General features: G+C 42.1%; 12 protein-coding genes. 5 read left to right on the top strand and 7 right to left on the bottom strand.

Going from position 1 to position 23,043, the window contains the following annotated elements:
* Window positions 1-4: 4 nt before the first annotated feature.
* The 3 genes from D0T60_RS05730 to D0T60_RS05720 form a co-directional block, all read right to left on the bottom strand.
* Entirely contained in the window at window positions 5-1,546 is a 1,542-nt protein-coding gene (locus D0T60_RS05730) for a rhamnogalacturonan acetylesterase (RefSeq protein WP_203558290.1), read from the bottom strand.
* 449 nt (window positions 1,547-1,995) lie between these two features.
* Window positions 1,996-2,793, bottom strand: coding sequence for an alpha/beta hydrolase (locus D0T60_RS05725; RefSeq protein ID WP_163217197.1), 798 nt, complete (start codon window positions 2,791-2,793; stop codon window positions 1,996-1,998).
* Between the two features lie 20 nt (window positions 2,794-2,813).
* Entirely contained in the window at window positions 2,814-5,165 is a 2,352-nt protein-coding gene (locus tag D0T60_RS05720; RefSeq protein ID WP_163217196.1) for a family 20 glycosylhydrolase, read from the bottom strand.
* A 212-nt stretch (window positions 5,166-5,377) separates the two neighbouring features.
* On the opposite strand from D0T60_RS05720, the gene D0T60_RS05715 reads away from it, so the two are divergent.
* Window positions 5,378-6,610 (top strand): glycoside hydrolase family 88 protein, encoded by a 1,233-nt coding sequence (locus D0T60_RS05715; protein WP_163217195.1) that lies wholly within the window; start codon window positions 5,378-5,380, stop codon window positions 6,608-6,610.
* 97 nt (window positions 6,611-6,707) lie between these two features.
* Here D0T60_RS05715 and carB read toward each other — a convergent pair whose 3' ends face one another.
* A complete protein-coding gene (gene carB / locus D0T60_RS05710; protein ID WP_163217194.1) occupies window positions 6,708-9,935 on the bottom strand; it encodes a carbamoyl-phosphate synthase (glutamine-hydrolyzing) large subunit in 3,228 nt (1,075 codons plus the stop codon).
* Window positions 9,936-10,280: 345 nt separating this feature from the next.
* On the opposite strand from carB, the gene trpS reads away from it, so the two are divergent.
* The 3 genes from trpS to D0T60_RS05695 all read left to right on the top strand — a co-directional run bounded on the left by trpS (window position 10,281) and on the right by D0T60_RS05695 (window position 13,342).
* Window positions 10,281-11,264, top strand: coding sequence for a tryptophan--tRNA ligase (gene trpS / locus D0T60_RS05705; RefSeq protein WP_163217193.1), 984 nt, complete (start codon window positions 10,281-10,283; stop codon window positions 11,262-11,264).
* 36 nt (window positions 11,265-11,300) lie between these two features.
* The gene (locus tag D0T60_RS05700; RefSeq protein WP_203558288.1) at window positions 11,301-12,068 is read left to right on the top strand and encodes a DUF2797 domain-containing protein; all 768 of its coding nucleotides are present in this window, start codon (window positions 11,301-11,303) and stop codon (window positions 12,066-12,068) included.
* An 80-nt stretch (window positions 12,069-12,148) separates the two neighbouring features.
* Window positions 12,149-13,342, top strand: a complete 1,194-nt coding sequence (locus D0T60_RS05695; protein ID WP_163217191.1) for an ATP-binding protein — start codon at window positions 12,149-12,151, stop codon at window positions 13,340-13,342.
* Window positions 13,343-13,360: 18 nt separating this feature from the next.
* On the opposite strand, the gene D0T60_RS05690 is transcribed toward D0T60_RS05695, so the two are convergent.
* The 3 genes from D0T60_RS05690 to D0T60_RS05680 all read right to left on the bottom strand — a co-directional run bounded on the left by D0T60_RS05690 (window position 13,361) and on the right by D0T60_RS05680 (window position 21,639).
* A complete protein-coding gene (locus D0T60_RS05690; protein ID WP_163217190.1) occupies window positions 13,361-17,611 on the bottom strand; it encodes a malectin domain-containing carbohydrate-binding protein in 4,251 nt (1,416 codons plus the stop codon).
* A gap of 13 nt (window positions 17,612-17,624) precedes the next feature.
* Window positions 17,625-20,294, bottom strand: coding sequence for a glycoside hydrolase family 20 zincin-like fold domain-containing protein (locus tag D0T60_RS05685; RefSeq protein ID WP_163217189.1), 2,670 nt, complete (start codon window positions 20,292-20,294; stop codon window positions 17,625-17,627).
* Between the two features lie 154 nt (window positions 20,295-20,448).
* A complete protein-coding gene (locus D0T60_RS05680; RefSeq protein WP_163217188.1) occupies window positions 20,449-21,639 on the bottom strand; it encodes an OmpA family protein in 1,191 nt (396 codons plus the stop codon).
* Between the two features lie 264 nt (window positions 21,640-21,903).
* Here D0T60_RS05680 and D0T60_RS05675 point away from each other — a divergent pair, with 264 nt between their 5' ends.
* Entirely contained in the window at window positions 21,904-22,875 is a 972-nt protein-coding gene (locus tag D0T60_RS05675; protein WP_163217187.1) for an ROK family protein, read from the top strand.
* Window positions 22,876-23,043 lie beyond the last annotated feature (168 nt).

Below are 23,043 nucleotides of genomic sequence, written 5' to 3'. Positions count from 1 at the left end.
CCTCTTACTTAAGTAACTTCTTCAATGGACAATCCGTCTCTTTCAATCCTTTAATGATGCTCTCTGCATTCATACGTGCACCTTTTAAGGATGTATGTGTATGATCGTTCTTAAAGAATTGGGCTGCCGCATCAGGTCCCATTTGTTGCAGTTTATCGGCAGAGATAGTATTGAGATCAATAAAGTACGCTCCTGTAGCCTCGGCAGCTTCTTTTGCCCAACGGCCGTACGTTTCTGTATTTCGCTCTACCTCCCCTTTCTTCCATTTATTGCGAGGGGTATGGCTCAACACAATAGGGATAGCTCCTTTTTCTTGTGCATCCATTATAAATTTACGCAAATACCACCCGTAAGTATATACTACTTCATATTTCTTGGTGGCTTCCATTTGAAATACTTTGCTTTCTGCTCCCGAGCCATGAAGCTCTCCGCGAGCTTTTCCTACATGAATATCTCCTCCGTCGTTATGCCCAAACTGCATTAAAACAAAGTCGCCGGGTTGAAGGGCGTTATATACTTTTTCCCAACGGCCTTCGTTCATGTAAGTACGTGCACTGCGACCGGCCATGGCACAGTTCTCTACAGATAGTTTCTTGGATTTGAAATAATCGCCAATTACACTACCCCAGCCCCACATTTCATCATCTCTGTCTTTATTGCGCACGGTGCTGTCTCCTATGGTAAACAATATCGGGCGACCTTCTTTGCGAGTGGAGCCTGTTACCGTATCCACCTCTACAGGTTTTAAATAGTCGGCCAGCTTCAGTTCAGGATAGTTGCGAATTCCTTCCGCAGCCGATTCGGCATTTACACGGGCACCAAATGCACTGGTATGAATCCTATCCAAATAGAACATATATTTCACCTTATTCTTACCAAACTTCTCATATTTGCGTGCTGTAATATCATTCAGGTCGATAAAGGGAATATGTTCTTCATCGGCTACCTGCTTTGCCCAAAGGCCGAAGGTTTTATTTACACGGGTTACAATGGTACTGTCGGCATCGTCCCAGGCATTTCGTGGTGTAAGAGAGAATAAAACAGGAAAAGCGCCTTTTGTTTTCACATCTTTAATAAACCGACGCATATATTCACCATACGAATAAACCGTTTCTGCAACGCCTGTTTCCTTTATGGTAACGTTCAGACTGTCTTTTCCAATGCCGGGAATTGAGGCGCGGGCACGGCCGCTATCATAAGGTCCGTTATCATTATGTCCCAGTTCGATAATTACCCAATCACCCTCTCGGATTCCTGTTAGCACATCGGGCCAAAGACGATTATAAAAGGTACGACTACTGGTACCCCCCAAGGCATGATTCTCGACAGTGATTTTATCTTCGTCGAAATACTCGGGAGCAAAGTACCCCCACCCCCACTGACCGTTATTGCCATTGCCTAAAGTGCCTGTACGCATTGTTGAATTGCCAACCAAAAACAATACGGGATGATTGCCTTTACGAGTGATGCCTGCCTTTGGGCGCGCAGTGCGGGCTATGTTCAAACTGTCTAAAGTTAAATCGACTACCTTGTTAACATCCTCCATGGGAGCAGTTACTTTATTTTGTCCCCACGAAGACAAAGTCGATAAGAAAAGAGTAGATAGAATAAATAATACTTTCAGGTTCATTTTTCCAATATTTGAAATAAGATGCAAATCTATCTCATACCAACCGGAAATACCATGTAATATTGTACAAAAACAAGTAAATATATATTTCGAGGGCGTTTTAAAGTACTTTTTCAGCTTAGTCTGCTAAGTTATTTGCTACCGGGAAACAGTTTATTTGCTACTGGCAAATGAGGCGTTTGCTACCGGCAAATGGAGTGTTTGCTACCAGCAAACATAAGCCCCTTCTTACCATGATAGCATAATGGTAGATATTTTTCATCAAACATGGATCTATCATACCCCAAAACCACTGGTATACAGCTCATTACAAACGCATGATAGCAATGATAGCAGTTTTAATGAAAACTTCCTGTAGAGATGTACTATTGCTTCAGAATATAATCCACCATCAACAAGCATCCGGGTGCCATCATACTACCATGATCAAAGCCCTGAAGCTCGTACAGATACACATTTTTATTCCCTACGCCTTGGGCTACGGCATACAGGTGGGCATTTTCTTCATAACGTGCCATCATTTCCAACTTCCTGTCTCCTGTTATTAAATGAATAGGCGGGGTTCCCTGGCGTGCATGATGAATAGGGGCGAACTCATCAATGGCCGGTATGCCGTCTTTCATCTTCCGTTCTTTGCGAATGGTATAATGAGTAACGGTTTGGCCACTAAGTGGGAACCAGGCAGCTACTTTGTCTGCATCCACCTGGTGTTTTCCCAAATAGTTTTTATCTAAAGCCAACATTAAACACAGATATCCGCCGGCTGAATGTCCGGACACATAAATCTTTTCTGTATTTCCTCCATACTGCCGAATGTGCTTAAATGTCCAGGCAACAGCCTCGGCCGCATCCTGAATATAAGCGGGATGCGTTGCACGAGGGCTTAATCTGTAATTTACTGCAACTACTGCAAATCCTTTTTGGGTAAGTTCGTTCGGGATATGTTTCTCTCCTCCGGTTAATCCGCCACCATGAAACCAAACAATCGTTGGAAATTCTTTTGCGTTTTCCGGATAATAAATATCCAGTTTACAACGTTCCATACGGTAAGGATCATTCTCCGAAGTAGAAATATACGAAATATCCTTCTCTGTTTTATAAGTAGTTTGGGCCGATAAGCTTACTACAGAAACAAACAACCAAAAAAGAAACAGTGTTCTCATAACATATATCTGTAAATGTATTATTGTAAATCCGTTACATCCAATGGTCTGAACTTAGGTTCACCCTCTTTGCGAATTGACACCATTGCATTATCCCACTGTGTAGGCCATCCTCCAAAGATTGCACCCAACTGCAATAATTCGAAACGATGATATCCCTTCGCCAGAGCTATGGACTTATCACTGCGAGAGAATCTTCTGGCTGTGCCCTGATTATCTTTTTCGTTAGAGATAAGCAATTGATCGTTCAACCAAAACTCGCCATCTGTGTGGAAGTAATAAACTCCGTCTTCCTTAATATGAATGTATCCGGTATGGCGGGAAGACCAAAGATCATCTTCATACACTTCGCTATATCCTTTCACTCTGTATCTGGAATAGATAATAGGAGCATCCAACTTTCTGTCTGCCTTTTTACCTTTAAGTTCGGCAGCAGTTCGGCACAAACCTTTGTAGTATTCTGTTTTCACATCTCTATTTTCGGGTTTCTCGGAAGCAGGAGCATACGTTTGTTTCTCGAAAGTAATGGTACGGGTTGGTCCCATCTTTCCGGATAAAACCACAGAACGTATATTCAATACTGTATTTTCGGTAAAAGTAAGAGGTTCTGTATATTCGGTAGAGTTTAAAGTAGGCTCAGTTCCATCCAGTGTATACACCATCTTAACCGGCTCTGTTGATTTGAGTCCCACAGTGGTTTGATCGGTAAAGGCCACAAAGTTGCACGAAGGTGCTTCTCCGGCTTGCTCCGGCATAGGTATGTAGTAATTTACATCATACATATCTAAGCGAACACGTTGGTTTTCGATGCGACGCTCAAAGTCTTTATAGTCCTTTTTATCTTCCGGCGTCCAGGTTAATTCTGCCAAGGCAATTATACGAGGATAGATATCGTATTCCATCTCTTTCTCTGTATAATTATATTCATTCCACATATTTCCCTGCGCACCTAAGATATGGTGTTTTTTGTCTTCTGCTATTTTCTGAGGAACAGGGTCATACATATATACTTTTTCCAAAGTTAACAATCCACCAATGGTTACCGACGATAGGCGGGAATCCCCCTGATACTTATCCAAATACAACCAACCACCCGGAGTCATAATCACATCATGTCCCATATTAGCCGATGCGATTCCTCCTTCTTCTCCACGCCAACTCATTACTGTAGCTGTGGGGGCAAGTCCTCCTTCTAAAATCTCATCCCAACCAATCATCTTTTTATTGTGCTTTAACAAGAACTTCTCTATACGTTGTACAAAATAACTTTGCAACTTTTCTTCTGCAGAGTGTTCTTTGTCTCCTTTTAAACCAAGCGACTTAATACGAGCCTGGCATTTGGGACATTCTTTCCAACGAATTTTAGGGCATTCATCTCCTCCGATATGGAAATAGTCACTTTCGAACAAAGGAATTACTTCGGTAATCACATCTTCCAGAAAACTGAACACTTGTTCGTTTCCGGCACAGAACACATCGTTGGCGATTCCCCAGATATTACGTACGGGAATCTTCTTGCCTGTACAAGCAAGCTCGGGGTAAGCGTTGATAGCTGCTACTGCATGGCCGGGGAGTTCCACTTCGGGAATCACTTCAATAAACCTCTCTTTTGCATAAGCCACAATCTCTTTCACTTGTTCTTGTGTATAAAAGAAAGGACCATACGTATTTCCTTCTCCTTCCACACGTTGAGCACCTACCGTAGTAAGTTCGGGATATTTCTTTATTTCGATACGCCAACCCTGATCTTCGGTTAAATGCCAATGGAATTTGTTGATCTTAAACATGGCCAACACATCCAGTTGTTTCTTTAAGAAATCAACACTTGCAAAATGACGACACACATCCAGATGCATTCCACGATACTTAAAGCGAGGTTCGTCTTTTATCGAAACTGCCGGAAGCGTCCACGCAACTCCTTCTACAAGTACAGGACTTTGAATTTCGGCAGGCAATAATTGCAGTACGGTTTGCATACCATAGAACAATCCCTGCGGGGTATTGGCTTGAATGTCGATACCGGAAGTTGTTACCTCCAATAAGTAACCTTCTTCATTAACCGGTGCATCGGATACAAGATTCAGTTGAATAAATTTCGAAGCAGGCTTTTTCTTTACGGTTTGAAGATTAAATCCGGTTGAATTCTTTATTTTAGCTGCGAAGTAAGCAGCTATTTTGTCGGAGTTTTCATCGGCAGAAACAAAAACTACTTTATCAGATAATTTAAAGGAACCCTTTTTTTGTGTCAGTTCCATAGGCATGGGGGTAACATTGATTCCCTGATTGTAGAGTTCGGGTACTTCCGGGGTGTTGCAAGAAGAAACTACCCACATAAACAAAAGTGTTAAGCTAAATGCGACTATCTTTTTCATTCCCTAAATAATTAATAAGGTTAATTTGTTAGCTGCGAAGATAACTAAAAAGATCTGACAACATACCATAATCGGCCTATTGATTCAATTTTGCACTTGATTTATAGCGCTGCCCAAGAGTATCGGAATGCAAGAAAATTCCCATAGAGATTTATTATTTGGGTAAAACTAAGTATCTTTACTTTTTAAATTATACAAATTGAACTATCATTATGAAAAACTTCATTACTATTTGCTGTATTCTACTCCCTCTTCTTTCTTCATGCAAGAGTCAATCCGGTGCCGATAGCCAAGTAAAAAAAGACTTTGAATTTGCTTCCAAACAATTAACATACGCCATTTCGGAGGTTGATAAGCTCACCGCCGAGGAAGCAAAAAAAGAAAAAAAAGGTAGCCCATTAGTAGCACCACGTACTTTAGACAAAGATGGAAACATCAAATTAGTTGCTTCCAGAGACTGGACAAGTGGTTTCTTTCCCGGTGAGTTATGGTACATGTATGAGTACACGAAAGATCAGAAATGGGCAGATGCAGCCCGCAAATTCACCGATCCGCTGGAACGTGAAAAGACAAACGGAAGAACACATGATATGGGCTTCAAAGTATATTGTAGCTTTGGAAACGGTTATCGTTTAACCCAAGATGAAAACTACAAAAACATCTTGTTAGAATCTGCATATACATTAACAACACGCTACAAAGAACACATAGGAGCAATCCGTTCTTGGGATCATAGCACAGATAAATGGCAATACCCTGTTATCATAGACAATATGATGAACCTTGAACTTCTATTCTGGGCATTTAATGAAAGCAAAGATTCTCTCTTTTACAACATTGCAGTTAACCATGCCAAAACAACAATGAAAAATCACTTCCGCGATGATTACAGCAGCTACCACGTGATTGATTATGATACAATTACAGGAGAAGTAGTTCATAAACATACCCACCAGGGATATGCTCATGAATCTGCTTGGTCGAGAGGACAAGCCTGGGGTGTTTACGGATACACAATGTGCTATAGAGAGACTCAACTGCCCGAATTTCTGGAACAGGCTAAACACATTGCAAACTACATCTTCTCGCATCCCAACTTACCGGAAGATTTAATTCCTTACTGGGATTACGATGCTCCCGAAATTCCGAATGAGCCAAGAGATGTTTCTGCTGCTACGGTTACAGCCTCAGCGCTTTATGAATTAAGTCTTTATGATAAGGCAAATGCCGCGAAATATGTAAAATGGGCTGATACTATTTTAGAGAATCTATCTAAACATTACCTGGCCGGCGAAGGGAAGGACGGAGGCTTCTTACTCCTGCACAGTACAGGTTCTAAACCGGGTAAATTCGAAGTAGATGCTCCAATATCATACGCAGACTACTACTTCCTGGAAGCTTTATTAAGAAAACAAAAACTGGAAGAAACAGGCAAGTTATTCTAAATTCAGTTTAGATACCACTCACACTAAAAAAAGGATCTGTAACAGTACGCTACAGATCCTTTTTTAATATTATAAAGAAGTCAATCCTTCCTTTTTACTATTGATATTTATATTCTTGCCAGCTCTTAATTGGAATATCCTCTTGCTTCATTTCGCAGAAGGCTTCGATAAACGCACTTGCCAAACGAGCATTAGTTATCAATGGAATGTTATGATCGATAGCTCCACGACGAATCTTATATCCGTTAGTCAACTCACGTTTCGAATGGTTCTTCGGAATATTAACAATCAAATCAAATTTATGATCGGCAATCATGCGCATTACATTATCCTCTGCATCAGGTTTTTCATCCGGCCAGTAAACAGGCTGAGTGGTTACACCGTGAGCATTTAAGAAGGCAGCAGTACCGGCTGTCGCATAGATTTTATATCCTTTTTCGTGCAACATACGACTGGCATCCAACAGATCTACTTTCGATTTCATGGCTCCCGACGAGAACATAATTCCTTTTTCCGGAATCTTAAATCCGGTAGCGATCATAGAACTAAGTAACGCTTCCGAGAAATCGTCTCCCAAGCAACCTACTTCACCGGTAGAAGACATATCTACTCCCAATACCGGGTCTGCTTTGTGCAAACGGGCAAAAGAGAATTGAGAGGCTTTTACACCGATCCAATCTACATCGAATGCCGATTTATCCGGTTGTTCGTACGGAGCATCCAACATGATGCGAGTAGCGGTTTCAATGAAGTTACGTTTCAGCACCTTCGATACAAACGGGAAGCTGCGAGACGCGCGAAGATTACATTCTATTACCTTCACCTCATTGTTGCGAGCCAGGAACTGTATATTGAAAGGACCGGAAATATTTAATTCTTTGGCAATCTGACGGCTGATCTTTTTGATTCTACGCATAGTAGCGAAGTAAATCTTCTGTGCAGGGAATACCAATGTGGCGTCACCAGAGTGTACACCGGCAAACTCAATATGCTCAGAAATGGCGTATTCAACTACCTCGCCGTTTCTGGCAACTGCGTCGAATTCTATTTCTTTGGTGTTTTCGAGGAATTGAGAAACTACCACCGGGAACTCTTTAGAAACTTCGGCAGCCATTTTCAGGAAGTTCTTCAATTCATCTTCGTCATAACATACATTCATGGCAGCGCCCGAAAGTACATAAGAAGGACGCACCAATACCGGATAACCTACTTTTTCCACAAATACTTTCACATCTTCCAAGCTGGTAAGTTCCTGCCATGCCGGTTGGTCGATACCCAACTGATCGAGCATAGCCGAGAATTTATTACGGTTTTCCGCACGGTCGATGGACAATGGAGAGGTTCCAAGAATAGGCACCGACTGACGATGAAGTTTCATTGCCAGGTTATTCGGAATCTGTCCACCCATAGAAACGATTACTCCGCGAGGTTGTTCCAGATCGATTACATCGAGTACACGTTCAAAAGAAAGTTCGTCGAAGTACAAGCGATCACACATATCATAATCGGTAGATACGGTTTCCGGATTATAGTTAATCATAATCGATTTGTATCCTAACTTACGAGCAGTTTGAACGGCATTCACCGAACACCAATCGAATTCTACCGAGCTACCGATACGGTATGCACCCGATCCTAATACAACAACCGATTTTTCATTCTTATAGTAATTCACGTCATAGCCTTCTACTGCATAAGTCATATACAAGTAGTTGGTCAGTTCCGGATGTTCGGAAGCAATCGTATTGATGCGTTTAACTGCCGGAAGAATGTTTAGTTCTTTACGACGCGCACGTACCATCAGGTTCTCTTTTTCCATGTTTCCTTCCGGAGTCAACACAAAGCGTGCGATCTGGAAATCGGAGAAACCTAATATTTTAGCTTCACGCAAAACATCGGCAGGTATTTCATTGACTGCATTATAAGTGGATAGTTTCGCTTTATAATCAACTATGTTTTTTAGTTTGCCTAAGAACCAAGGGTCTATTTTAGTAAGATCGAAAATACGATCGATGGTATATCCTTTTTCCAAAGCTTCGGCAATGGCAAAAACACGAAGGTCTGTTGGGTTAGCCAGTTCTTTGTCGAGGTCTTCAAAGTCTAAATCATCGTTACCTACAAAACCGTGCATTCCTTGTCCAATCATACGGAGTCCTTTCTGAATGATTTCTTCGAAAGAGCGTCCGATAGACATAATCTCCCCTACCGACTTCATGCTGGAACCGATTTCGCGAGATACGCCGGCGAACTTGGTTAAGTCCCAACGAGGTATTTTACAGATCAGGTAATCAAGTTGAGGAGCTGCATAAGCAGAGTTAGGAGTTCCCATCTCCCCTATTTGGTCGAGTGTATATCCCAAAGCAATTTTAGCAGCCACAAAAGCCAACGGATAACCGGTTGCCTTCGATGCCAATGCAGAAGAACGACTTAAACGGGCGTTTACTTCAATCACGCGGTAATCATCTGTTTCGGAGTTGAAAGCATACTGGATGTTACATTCTCCTACAATACCTAAATGACGGATACATTTAGTAGAAAGCTCCTGTAGCATCTTCAGCTCTTTGTCGTCCAAAGAACAAGTTGGAGCTACTACGATAGATTCTCCGGTATGGATTCCCAACGGGTCGAAGTTTTCCATGCTTGCCACCGTAAAACAGTGATCGTTTGTATCACGAATTACTTCAAACTCTATTTCTTTCCAGCCTTTCAGAGATTCTTCGATCAGGATTTGTTTAGAGAAAGCAAAAGAACTTTCTGCCAGTTTAATGAATTCTTCTTTGTCTTGGCAGATTCCACTACCCAAGCCACCAAGCGCATAAGCAGAACGCACCATTACAGGGAAGCCTATTCTTTCGGCCGCTGCCAATGCTTCTTCCATAGATTCTACTGCCTGACTTACCGGAGTTTTCATGTCGATTTCATCGAGCTTCTTCACAAACAAATCACGGTCTTCGGTATACATGATAGCCTCAACAGAAGTTCCCAGTACTTTTACACCATATTTGTTCAAAACACCACTGGTATAAAGTTCTGCTCCGCAATTCAGGGCTGTTTGTCCACCAAAAGCAAGAAGAATACCATCCGGTTGTTCTTTCTTGATAATCTCTTCTACAAAGCTGGTAGTTACCGGCAAGAAGTATACCTTATCCGCAATACCTTCCGAAGTTTGAATGGTAGCAATATTCGGATTAACAAGTACTGAACTAATGCCCTCTTCTTTCAAAGCTTTCAATGCCTGCGACCCGGAATAGTCAAACTCCCCGGCTTGACCGATCTTGAGTGCTCCTGATCCCAGCACCAAGACTTTCTTCAATTTGTTTTCCATTTCTCTAAATATGTTATTTTAGTTGTTTATAAGCAAAAAAAAAGCGTTAGCCTTCTTTAAAAGGAGTAACGCGTCATCTAAAGTTCAGTCTACCACAAGCTTCGGGTTCATACTATTACTTAAAATTTATGCAAAGTAACTACTTATTTCTTACATAACAAAGATATCCCAATCTTTTTCCTTAATTTTGCGACCGAAGAAAAAAGTTACGAGTTACAGGTTACAAGTTACAAGTGGTGGTTCCCTACAATTCTTTTTAACAGGAGCCGAATTAGTTTTATCTTATAACTTAGTAAATATCATGCAACTCGTAACTTGTAACTTGTAACTCGTAACTAAAAAAACATGGAAACAGTTGTTAGTGGAATTCGTCCCACAGGTAATCTTCACTTAGGAAATTATTTCGGAGCGGTGAAGAATTTTATTAAGATGCAGAATGATTATAATTGCTATTTCTTTATAGCGGACTGGCATTCTTTAACGACAAGACCTAATCCCGAAAATATCATTAACAGCGCAAGAACCATCCTTGCCGAATATCTGGCTTGTGGCATCGATCCCGAGAAAGCAACCATCTATATACAAAGTGATGTAAAAGAAGTTCTGGAACTTTACCTTTATCTGAATATGAATGCTTATTTAGGTGAATTGGAGCGTACGACTACTTTTAAAGAAAAGGCTCGTCAGCAACCCGATAATGTAAATGCCGGCTTATTGACTTACCCTACCCTGATGGCTGCCGATATCATTATTCATAAAGCCGTGAAAGTGCCTGTAGGCAAAGATCAAGAACAGAATATGGAAATGGCTCGCAAATTTGCACGCCGTTTTAATTCCATGTATAATATAGAATTCTTCCCGGAACCCGCTTCCTTTACTTTCTCAAGTCAGGCTGTTAAAATCCCCGGATTAGATGGTTCGGGCAAGATGGGTAAATCGGATGGTAACTGTATCTATCTGTATGAAGATGCTGCCGCTATCCGTAAAAAGGTGATGAAAGCGGTAACAGATTCAGGTCCGGCCGGAATGAATACAGAAAAACCGGAAGTAATTCAAAACCTCTTCACTTTCCTTGATATTGTATCAACTAAAGATACTTATGATTATTTTAATGATAAATGGAACGATGGCACAATTCGTTATGGCGATTTGAAAAAACAGTTAGCCGAGGACATCGTTGCATTTAATGAACCTATCCGCGAACGAATAGCGGAATATATGGCAAATACGGAATTATTGGATAAAATAGCCCGTCAGGGAGCAGAAAAAGCTCGCGAAAGTGCTTCGAAAACAATTAAGGAAGTACGGCAAATTATTGGTTTCCGCTAAAAACTTCACATGACTACTACCGGGCTCATAACAAAAATGATTACCGAACATACTTCTCCCATTCAATACTATCTAAAAATGGGAGAAGAGATGATTTCCGTCAACGAATGGTTGGGGAAGAAAATAAAGATTCGATTCAATCATTATCAATGCCTGGAGTGCGGACAGGAAAAAGAGATATACACTATGGGACACTGTAAGAACTGTTATTTTAGTTCTCCATATACAGGACAGTGGATTATCAAGCCTGAACTTTGTACAGCGCACTTAGGAAAAGAAGACAGAAACCTTGAGATTGAAGCACTCATGCAGTTTCAACCCCATATTGTTTATTTGGCAAATTCGGGTGGTATTAAGGTAGGGGTAACACGCAAATCCCAAATCCCTACCCGCTGGATAGATCAGGGAGCTGAATATGCCCTTCCACTGGCAGAAACAGCAAACAGATACGAAGCGGGAGCCATTGAGGTAGCTCTGAAACAGCACTTAGCCGATAAAACAAATTACCGGAAGATGTTGAGTGGACAGGTTCCCTTTGAAGATCTTGCCCTCAAAAAGAAAGAGATACACAACTTTATACCCGAAGAGCTACAACACTACATATTGAAAGAAGAAGAAATTGTACGCCTGGAATATCCGGTGCACCAATATCCCACGAAAATCAATTCGGTAAATCTGAAAAAGACTTCTACATTCGAAGGAGTACTAACAGGCATCAAAGGACAATATCTGATATTTAACAATAACTTCGTGTTTAATGTAAGAAGTCACGAGGGGTTTGTGGTGGATTGGGAGGTCTACTGATCTTTCAAAAGAACAAATTACACCATAAATCGTTCTTTTGAGAGATCAATTTCATATCTTTGTAGAAAAGAAATGAGACTATGGATACTTTGTTCAGAAATTACTCCCGACTTTTAAGTGCGGTAAACAACCAATATCATCGTTATCTGTATAATCAGATTGATTGGGAAAATCGCCTGATTGGTATAACAGGAGCCAGAGGAACAGGAAAGACAACCTTATTACTTCAGCATATCAAAGACAATTTTCCAGATACCAGCAAAGCATTATATGTCAGTTTGGACAATATTTGGTTCACCAAAAACTCTCTGCTTGAGTTGGTAGATCGCTTTCAGGCATACGGAGGAACTCATTTATTTCTGGATGAAGTGCATCGCTACCCCACATGGTCAGTAGAAATTAAGAATATCTACGATAGTTATCCTGAGTTATATATTGTTTTCACAGGGTCATCCATCCTGGAAATTTATAAATCTAATGCAGATTTATCAAGACGGGCCATTACTTATCACCTTTATGGCTTATCATTCCGTGAGTTTCTTCTCTTTGAAAATATGCTGGAAATAGCCCCACTATCTTTAGAGGATATCTTGCAAAATCATCAAACAATAGCAGGAAACATTGCTTCCAAGCTTAAAGTGTTGCCGGAATTCAGAAAGTATTTGGAACACGGTTATTATCCTTTCTACAAAGAAAGTATCAAAAGCTACCCCATTCGTTTACAGAATATAGTAAATACTATTTTAGAGAACGACTTGCCTGCCGTGGAAAGTGTGGAGTATGTCACGATACAGAAAATCAAAAAGATGTTGATGATTATTTCTTCATTAGTTCCTTTCTCGCCCAATATCACCAAGCTTAGCGCAGAAATAGAAGCCAATCGAAGCAATACACTTAAATATCTGGGATATTTACAGAAAGCGGGACTGATTATTTCTTATTTATCTTCACAAAAAGGCATGAGCTTGATGAATAAGCCTGATAAGATATACTTAGATAACACCAATTTATTGTACGCCCTATCAGATATTTCAGTTAATGAGGGGAATCTAAGAGAGACTTTCTTTGCCAATCAGGTAAACGTATTACATAGGCTTACCACCACCAAACAAGGAGACTTCCTTGCTGATGATCGATATACATTTGAAATTGGGGGACCCAACAAAAGCTTTAGTCAAATAAAGGACTTACAAGACAGTTTTACGGTTATTAGTGATATAGAAACGGGACACGGAAACCGTATCCCATTATGGTTATTTGGATTTTTGTATTGAGAAAAGGGATTAGCAACTCTACTGCACATCCAATCCATCCAACGCCAACCCATTCATATCCGTCGCCGACAATATCACCTTATAATACCCCGCATTAATATACGTCCCCGTTGTGGTGCTCATTAAACGCCACTTCTCGGGGGCTTCGGGGAAGGTTATTTCATCATCCTTTAACACTGTCCCTGCCTTGTCTATAAATTGCAAGCGAACAGTAATCGGCTTACCGCTGGTATTCATATACTTAAAGCGGAGGGCATAAACTTGTGCCAGACCGGTAGAGATATTCCATTCAATGCTGTTATTCATTCCTTTTCCAAAGAAAATACCTGTCTGCTTACGATGCTCTTTTTTCGTGAATTTACCTTTCAATTTAGCATCTTCGGCTTCGTAGGTAATATTCGGACGAGCATTTTTATCTTCGGGGAGTAATTCTTTCGGGGTTTTCGCCATGACAGAGGTATTGAAAGATTTCCACGACAGAGCCTCTCCCCGACCCTCTCCCAAGGAGAGAGGGAAACCCTGCGGAAGGAATTGCGCAGCTATCTCCCTCTCCTTGGGAGAGGGCTGGGGAGAGGCTATAGCTATCGCCGAGATTAACGCCTGCCCTGCTTTCACTTCGGGGAAATGAATCATTAACTTACCACCTTTTACATCCGCATAAACAACTTTCTTGCAAGCACCATCGTGGCCAGTTTCTGCCCAGATATCCAAATCATCCAGAACGGTTTGCCCATTGACAGCTACATCGAAGATTCGTAAACCTTCGCAATCTGTTTTATCGCTTCCACCTGTACCGTGCCAGGGCTCTGTAAAGTAAAGTTCAATACGGTAACGACCATCAGTAACAGGGAAGGTATAGTTCAGTTTATGACGACCGAAACGGAAGTACTGAAACAATTCCCAATCACGAGTGCCACGGATAGGATCATTAGTATAACGTTGACTGGCTTGATAAGGAGATAACTCTTTAAAGTCGGCTGCCCAGGATTGGGAAACAGTAGAGTTATCTTGCATCCATTCCTGACCAAACTCATCAGTATAACGATCGCCGCCGCAATTAACACGGTAAAGGTAATTATAATCTGCTTCGCCTTTCAAAATAGGTTTTGCACCGGCATAAAGCTTTTCAAAGTGAGGAGCGCGTTCCAAACCCTTTAATATTATTAGGTCTTCGGCAACAGGTTTGCCCTGATAGTAACCGACAGCGCGGAGAACATTGTAACGAATATCCCGGTTTTCCCATGTCATGTGGGTACCGATACCATTATTACGTTTACGACCTAAATATTCTTTATTGGCCACATCATTGTATAATAGAACAGAGTCGCAGTTGCTGTACACTTCAACGTTAGCACGACGGCGACCTGTCTTAAAGCGATCAGCCCAAGTGTGCGAAACAATGTACACCATTGGATCTTTAGCGGGGCTTACGTAGTTGGAACGGTACATGTAGTACACATCGAGAGGTTCTTCCCAAGGAGTAACGAGTCCTTTGTAATTGAACGGACCAACTTTATCTATTTGGCGATAAGCTTCGTCAGGTTGACGACGGCCCGGGTTATCGTGACTGCTGTAAATCCATTGGAACTGTCCGCAAACACTATCGCGTACCTGCTCTGCAAGGCGGATTTTCATCTCCATTAATTGACACATGCGGTCTTCACTCCAAACGCCGTTCTGTTCAAATGTGCCGGGTTCGGTATGCAGGTCGATGCTGCGCCAAGCACCGTATTCTCCATTAAGAAGTTGGTCGGGACGAACTAATTCAGTATTATAGTTGTAGGGGTTGCCACCATAAGTGCCACTCCAGTTCTGAACAACGTTCCAGTCACCTCCTTCGCCACCGTTGCAGGTGGTGATAACACGCATGTTACGGGCAGTAGGATCCATCTCGCGGATGATTTCACTGCATTCTTCGGCAAAGGCACGGGGCAGGGTACTTTCGTTTTGTAATCCCCAGATCACTACAGAGGGAGAGTTGCGACGTTCTTTCACCCATTGGCGAAGAAGCTTCTTAAAGTTCTCGCGAAATTCAGGAGTATCGTACCAAACGTGAGCAGAGAGTTGTGTCCAGAATAACACGCCTTCTTCATCCCAGTATTTCTGATAATCGAGGTGATGGGGTTGGTGTGCATCGCGAAAGCCGTTGAAGCCAGCGGCACGTATCTGCTTAACACGGGCTGCTACTTGCTCACGACTAAAAGCATGACTTTGCCCAAACTGATGTTCGTACTCGCAAACACCATTAATAAATACAGGCTTACCATTCAGATAGAAACGTCCATCGCCATCGTTACGTTTTACCGGCCAACTGATTGTACGTATTCCAAAAGGTGTGGTAATCTCGTCAGTGGTTTTAGTGCCACGTTTAATCATGGTGGCGAGTTTGTAGAGATAAGGATTCTCTGTATTCCACAAGATAGGTTTCTCTACCGGAGAAGATTGACGGATTACCTTCATCTCACCCGGAGCAAGGGTTATTTTCTCGGCAAGACGGAACACCTGGCGGCCATCTTCATTGCTCAGTTTGTTTACAAACTCAATAGTTTCGGTGGTAGTTCCATAGTTCTTAATCTCAGTATCTACATAAACGGTTTCGGCTTTATCATCGTTCCAGACATGCACGCCGAAAGGTTCAATACGGATATTATCTGTTACTTCGAGCACTACAGGACGGAAGATTCCCAACGGCTGCGAGCCTTCGCTGAATCCCCATTCGGAAGAGCAACCACCACATACCCAAGGCATATCGGCAATCATTTCGGGGTGTTCGGCTTTTACGATGAGTGTATTTGATTGTCCTGCGCGGAGGGCATCAGTAACATCAAGCGTCAAAGTAGTTCTACCCACAGGGTGGCGACCGTAGTCTTTACCATTCAGTTCGATGGTAGCATAAGTACCTACGCCTTCAAAGCGAAGGAAAGAACGCTTGCCAGCCTCCTGTTGAGGAGTCACAAATGTGTGTGTATAGATAGCAGTACCGTGTAAGTTGCCGTGAGTAAGTTGACGGTAGCCATAATAATCGTCCCAGTTATGTGGTATGTTAACAGTTTGCATGTTTCCCTGGCTATTGCCTTTCTCGTCTACCAACCAGGTTTGCCAGTCTTTTTCCAGTTCAAGTACCATGCGTCTATTTTTAACTTCGGGTGCCGGGAAGCGAACAGCCGACCTTCCCATTGGTTTACTGGTAGCCACGGCAATACCGCGCTGATCGTACTTATTAACGGCGCAATAAAAATGATACACTACCCCGTCGTGTTTCACCACATAGCTTTTATGAGCAAAGAGATTATCGTAATCTTTAGAGGGGGCTATGAGATCTTCGCCTTCCCAGTCTGTCCAATGCACAAGGTCATAGCTACAAGCAAAGGTGTTATATGCTTTGTAGCGACGGGTAGGATTGAAAGCAGAAAAATAGAACATCACATACACATCGCCAAACTTTTGAATATGGGCGTCTCCTGTAATGGTGCCTTCGGTTTCGTGGGTAAAGATGGGGTTACCTTCGTAGCGCTTCCAGTTCTTCATGTCTTTGGAGAGGGCGATGCCCACGCGTTCGCCTTTGAGGTTGGTTTCAGGGTGGCGTCCTCCTGCATTGTAGAACATAACAAAGGGATAGCCGAATGTTTTGCTCTTATCCCAATAGACAGTGCTCTTATACTCGGTGATGTTTTCGAACCATTGTGCATCTTTATCATCAGAGGCAAGAATGGGTTTATCCATAGCCTCCCACTCGATGGCTTGACCGAGATTTTTCTCTTTCGTCCAAGCAAGACCAACGCTCAAAGGACCTGTCTCGTAACCTGCATTGGGACCGCCGATGTAAGTCATCCAGTAGTTTCCTTTCCAGGGTTGAAGTTGATAGCTTCCTCCCCACTCCATATCGGGCAAAGCAGGGAATCCACCGCGTTGGTTGGTATCCCAAGTGCCATCACGAAAGGCAAGAAGGCAACCTTTAATATCCCATTCGAGAAGATTATCACTCTCGGCTATCCAGGTTTCGTAGCCTCGACCATCGCGACCGTCACGACCGTTGTAGATAACAAAGGTCATGTACCATTTATCTTGATGGCGGAAGACAGTGGGGCAATCCATTTTGGCATTGTTGGTGTTGGGGGCTACAACAAGGCCATATTTATAGGGAGTACGGGCTTCTTCGTAGATCTCGGCCATGCGCGATTGGGAGACAATAGCCCCTTCCCGACCCTCTCCAAAAGAGAGGGAGGAGGATAGCAACAAGAGAAATAAAAGCGATATTCTATTTATCATAATGTGGATTCACTTAATAAAACATCCAGTCCATTGCCTCTTCCGTTCCTGCCAGTCCGGCATTACGAACAGTGATATCGCTGTCGGTAAATCCTAATACCAACGTATATCCTTTGGGTAGTAACAACTTATGCTTTCCTGCTTCAAAGTGATATGCATGTACATTTGCCAATGGCATACCTTTCAAACGGATTGCATTTGTCAGCTTCGGCTCTGCCTGTCCGTATTCATTGGCGGCAGCATCGGTTTCCAATGTTGGTTTTTTGGCATACTTCTTTTGATCGTCGCGGAAATAGCCAACTAACAGACTTACAGGTTTAGCTGATTCAAACTCGATGGAAGTACCTTCTTCGCGTTGATTGTTACCGTTCAGGCAGAAAGCGGTTAACCCTTCCAATTCAGGGGCTAAGGCTTCTACTTTACTATCTAAGTTAGAGAACAGAGAAGCACCTTCGGTTAGTTTTATGGTAGGCAACTTACTGATTATTTTTACTTTAGCAGGAGATAAAGCTAATATGGAAGTCTCCTCCGATTGCACTTTACCGGCCAGTCGGTCTTTTAAGAGAGAGAGGTTTGCTTTGAAGTTCTCCAATTCCTTTTCGTAGTGAACCAGCATTTCTTCCCAGGTTTTATTGTGACCATCGTCTCCGCCAATAGGGATACGGCGTTGAGCTGTTTGCATACTGTTGGCGTAGTAGTAGTGATCTTTGGTCAGTTCTACTAATTTGCGGTAGTGTTCCAAACTTTGCTCCAATAAGGGGATGGCATTCTCAAGGTTCTGAATATCTTTTCCCCATTGATAATCCAATACCAGTTTGGCGGCTTTTACTTTCAGGTTGAAGGCGTATGCAAATTCCCGGTAGCAGTATATATCATTACGCAGACGATCGAATTCTGCTTTATTCTCTGTGGCTTTACCCGCGGCTTTATCAATGGCAGCTATCGCTTTGTCTCCGTGCTCAATAGCTTGGGCAACAATATCTAACGGCAATTCGCCTACATGTGGTTCTTTCTTCCATTCTTTTTCTACGTATTCAATCAGCTTCTCGCCTTCGGGACCGCAACTTTCGTAGAAGCCCGGATAGATGGTGTATTTATAAGGGTTCACCAATTGACTGACAAACATTCCTAATAGTAGGGTCTGACGGTTTCCTTCGGTAATACCAAAGCGACGCAATAGTTTCGGTGCAATTTCTCCGCTTTCTTCATAAGCTTCGCGAATGTTAGCAGCTACCGATGGATTCATGCCGTAGAAGTCTCCTAACTCCCGATCCCAGTAAGTTATTTCTTCCTGACGATTGCGCTGACAGTTCCATGCATAGCGTCCCCATGTTTTGTACCAAATCCAGTCGCGGTAAATTTGTAGTTCGCGCTCGCCATCGGGTAGTTTATCGGCGGTATATGGCCAATCCCAGTAAGAGGCTTGCGGATAAAGATGCAGTGCATTTGCTCCATGCACATTATGCATGGCTTTCACTGTCTTTTGCACAAAGTCGGGCGATCCCCAACGGAATGGTTCCAGGTTGGCAAGAATGTGTACATTGCTGATATGTATACTTCCTAAAGAACTTAGGTCGGTATGAATCTTTGCCCAAGGACCGCGAGGCTCGTATGTAGTGAGTGATTCACCATTGTATTTATGCATCGTGTAGAGGTTCTTGTACAGAGGCAAGGCTGCATCCATCACCATTTTGCAGTCGGTATCGTGTGCACGAAGCAATAAAGGAGGTTCGTCGGTACGTCCCAGTTTTGCCAGTCCGTCTTTTACGCCCGGAATAATGGTTTTGGTAAACCATTCCACATCATCTTCGTGCGTATCCATTGCCTCGCCCAGACATACCAGCAGACCTACATTGGGATACTTCTCTATAAAAGCTGCTACGGATTTACGTGTATAATCGCTAATCAATGGCGTAATAGGCCGATTACGATCTTGCGTTTTAATACCATAATGATCGGCAAAGGGTTTAGATACCAATATATTATAGAACATCTGAATCACAAAGATTCCGCGTTTGTCGGCTTCTTCGGTCAGGAAGCTGAAAATTTCTTCATTCATCTTAAAGGTAGCCTCATCTACTTCGAGGGCAAACGGATAATCTTCCAGTTTAATTAAGGAAGCAAATGGATGTCCGTTCCAAAGATAAAGAGAATTCATGCGGTTTTCCACCAACATATCAAGGTACTCAATCCATTGTTCTTTATCGTAGAACCAGGGGAAATTTTCGGGAGTATAAGGATATTCGTATACGGTATGCCCGGGCAGATAAACAGTTTTCTGCAAGCCGATGCAGGCACCACGAAGCACCATTTCGGGAGCATCGGTATAGGAAGTTGGGAAATTGAGATTCTTTTTATTATTGACATGGTCTATCAATTCACGGCATCCGTAGATAACTCCGCTGCCGTCTCTACCACTAATGGTAGTTATATCTCCTTCGGTTACAATACTGAATCCTTCTTTTTTAATAGTGGTATCATTGGAAAGTGCCAATCGAATGGTTTTACCTGTTCCTTCGTTAACGGTATAGCCCGCTTTTATCAACTCTTTTTCGAGGTGGTTGGCACCGAATTGAATACGTTTAGGAGCGTTCGGCTCAACTTCAATATTAATATTAGGCTTTCCGCAAGCGCATAGAAAGCAGGCGAGAAGGGTTAACAGCAGTAACTTGGGTTTATTCATCTTATTATGAGCATTATATTATTTCTTCACAAAAAGACGAGGAAAGAAAGGGTTTGTACTCAATATGGCCTCTTCAATACGATAAACAAAAAAAGAAAGAGGTTGCTTAAAATTCTTTTTTAAACAACCTCTTTACACGATTTATGCGACTCTTTTATTTCACAACTTCAATTTGAACCATACGATTCAGGTAAGCCTTGTCGTATTTTTCAACGCCTCCTACTGAGTCAGTAGTCATACGGTTGCGTTCAATCTTATAAGTACCTACCAATGCATCAACTACAGCTTGTGCACGTTGGTTACTCAAACGCTTGTTTGTTTCTGCCGATCCTGTTGCTGAGTCGGCATAACCTACCACCTTGAATTTCAGTTCAGGATATTGTTGCATCTGATCTGCAAGGAAACCTAAGTTAATCAACTCTTGTGATGATACTTTAGCAGAACCAATGTTGAAGAATACCGAACGTGGTGCAATATCCGGAGCTTTTACTTTCACAGTTTCTTCTACAACTACGGTTGAAGGTTTCACTGCCAATTTTTGTTTCAGGTTAGCATTTTCGGCAGCCAAGGAGTTTACTCTTGAACGGATATCCCTCAACTCTGCTTCTGAGATAATTTGACGAGCCGGATGTGGCTTCTTAAATTCACGATTTCTAAAACGATACGTTAACCCAAGAGTTGTAGCAACAACACCGTCAAAGTCACGACTACCATTTAATTCTCTATCAAACTTGTTTTCAGCACCCATGGCACTTAATTCAAGGTTAATATCTAAAACCGGAGAAATACGGAAACGGTTCACAATACCTGCATTAGCTGTGAAGGCTTCGCCTTTCGGGCTATCGTAAGTGTGAGTAAAACCAGCACCTAAATAAGGTATCATTTCATATACACGGTCGGGGTTGTATCCGAAAAGCAAGGCACTCAGGTTGAACATTACATCACCATGCAAGTTACCATATTTAAATTTCTGCGGATAGTAAGGAGATTCACTCCTTGGCTGTTTTATAGCTCCGTCGACAAAGGGGTTGTAAGGATCTGTCGTAGCACCTTTTCCCTGGAAGCCACTATACTGCAAACGCAACCCCAAACCGGGAGTAAACCATTTACCAAGAGCTACATTGAATGTAGGACTGATACGATCTTTGAAGCTGGCTCTTACATCGCTGTTACCCAGCATCATTTCGGCACCACCGCCTGCAGAAATAAACCAGTTATCCCAGAATTTATTGGTGAACACTTCATACTTATCGCCGGATACATTATCGTATCCCGTACTACTACTCTGCGCAAAAGCTACAGAAGAAAGACCGGCAATTGCCAGTAACATTAAAATCTTTTTCATATTAAAAAACAGTTAAGTGGTTAAATTATTGTTATTCAAGTCTTTTTTTCTTGCTATTACAACTTAAATAACAGCTATTAAGGAAAAAGGTTTCGGAAAAGAAGATTTTTTTTAATTCATTCCACGTCCAGACACGCACTATTTACACGAAAAGTTGCAAAGAGCGTGAAGTTTTTTGAAAAAAGATTTTGCAGACTCATGCATCTTTACGTAATTTGTGAGGTGAACAATTAATTAACTAACCTTTTAAAACAAATTATTAACATGAACTCACACATGGAAAAACCTTACGTGGTAGGTATCGACATAGGTGGAACTAACACCGTTTTTGGAATTGTAGATGCTCGTGGAGCTATCATTTCAAGCGGAGCTGTTAAAACTCAGGCTTATGATAAAGTAGAAGATTACGTAGATGATGTATGCAAAAGTCTTCTGCCATTGATTATTGCACAAGGCGGCATAGAGAAAATCAAGGGCATCGGTGTAGGTGCTCCTAATGGAAACTACTACAACGGAACCATTGAATTTGCCCCCAACTTACCCTGGAAAGGTGTTATTCCATTGGCTGCTCTTTTCGAAGAAAAATTAGGAGTGCCAACCGCACTTACCAATGATGCCAATGCTGCCGCTGTGGGAGAAATGACTTACGGTGCTGCACGTGGTATGAAAGATTTTATCATGATTACTTTGGGTACAGGCGTTGGTAGTGGTATTGTTATCAATGGTCAAATTGTATATGGTCATGATGGTTTTGCCGGAGAATTAGGACACACCATTATTCGTCGCGAAAACGGACGTAGCTGCGGTTGCGGTCGTAAAGGCTGTTTGGAAACCTACTGTTCTGCTACAGGAGTAGCGCGTACTGCCCGCGAAGTTTTGGAGTCTCACCCCGAACCTTCTTTATTAAGAGAAATCCCTATCGATCAAATCACTTCTAAAGATGTATATGATGCAGCCGTGAAAGGAGATGTTTTGGCACAAGATATCTTTAAATTTACCGGAAAGATATTAGGCGAGGCTATTGCCGATTTCATCGCCTTCTCTTGCCCGGAAGCTATTATTCTTTTCGGAGGACTGGCTAAATCCGGCGATTATATCATGAAACCAATTCAGGAAGCTATCGACGAAAACATCCTCAAGATATTTAAAGGAAAAGCTAAATTGCTTGTTTCTGAATTAAAAGATTCCGATGCAGCTGTACTTGGTGCCAGCGCATTGGCTTGGGAATTGAAGTAAGATTACTGCCCAAGATTCACTCTTTATAGAAAAAGAATCTCACAGAGAAACTTTCTCTCTTTTTGTTTCAAACCGGCAAACAGATAATTTGCTACCGGCAAACTCGTAGTTTGCTACTGGCAATTAACTTGTTTGACGGTTTGAAACGATATAATGAGTACATATCTC

Source organism: Bacteroides sp. 224 (assembly GCF_010500995.1).
Classification (GTDB): Bacteria; Bacteroidota; Bacteroidia; order Bacteroidales; family Bacteroidaceae; genus Bacteroides.
Note: the sequence above shows the minus strand (reverse complement) of the source record. Positions and strands in the feature narration are given on the sequence as shown.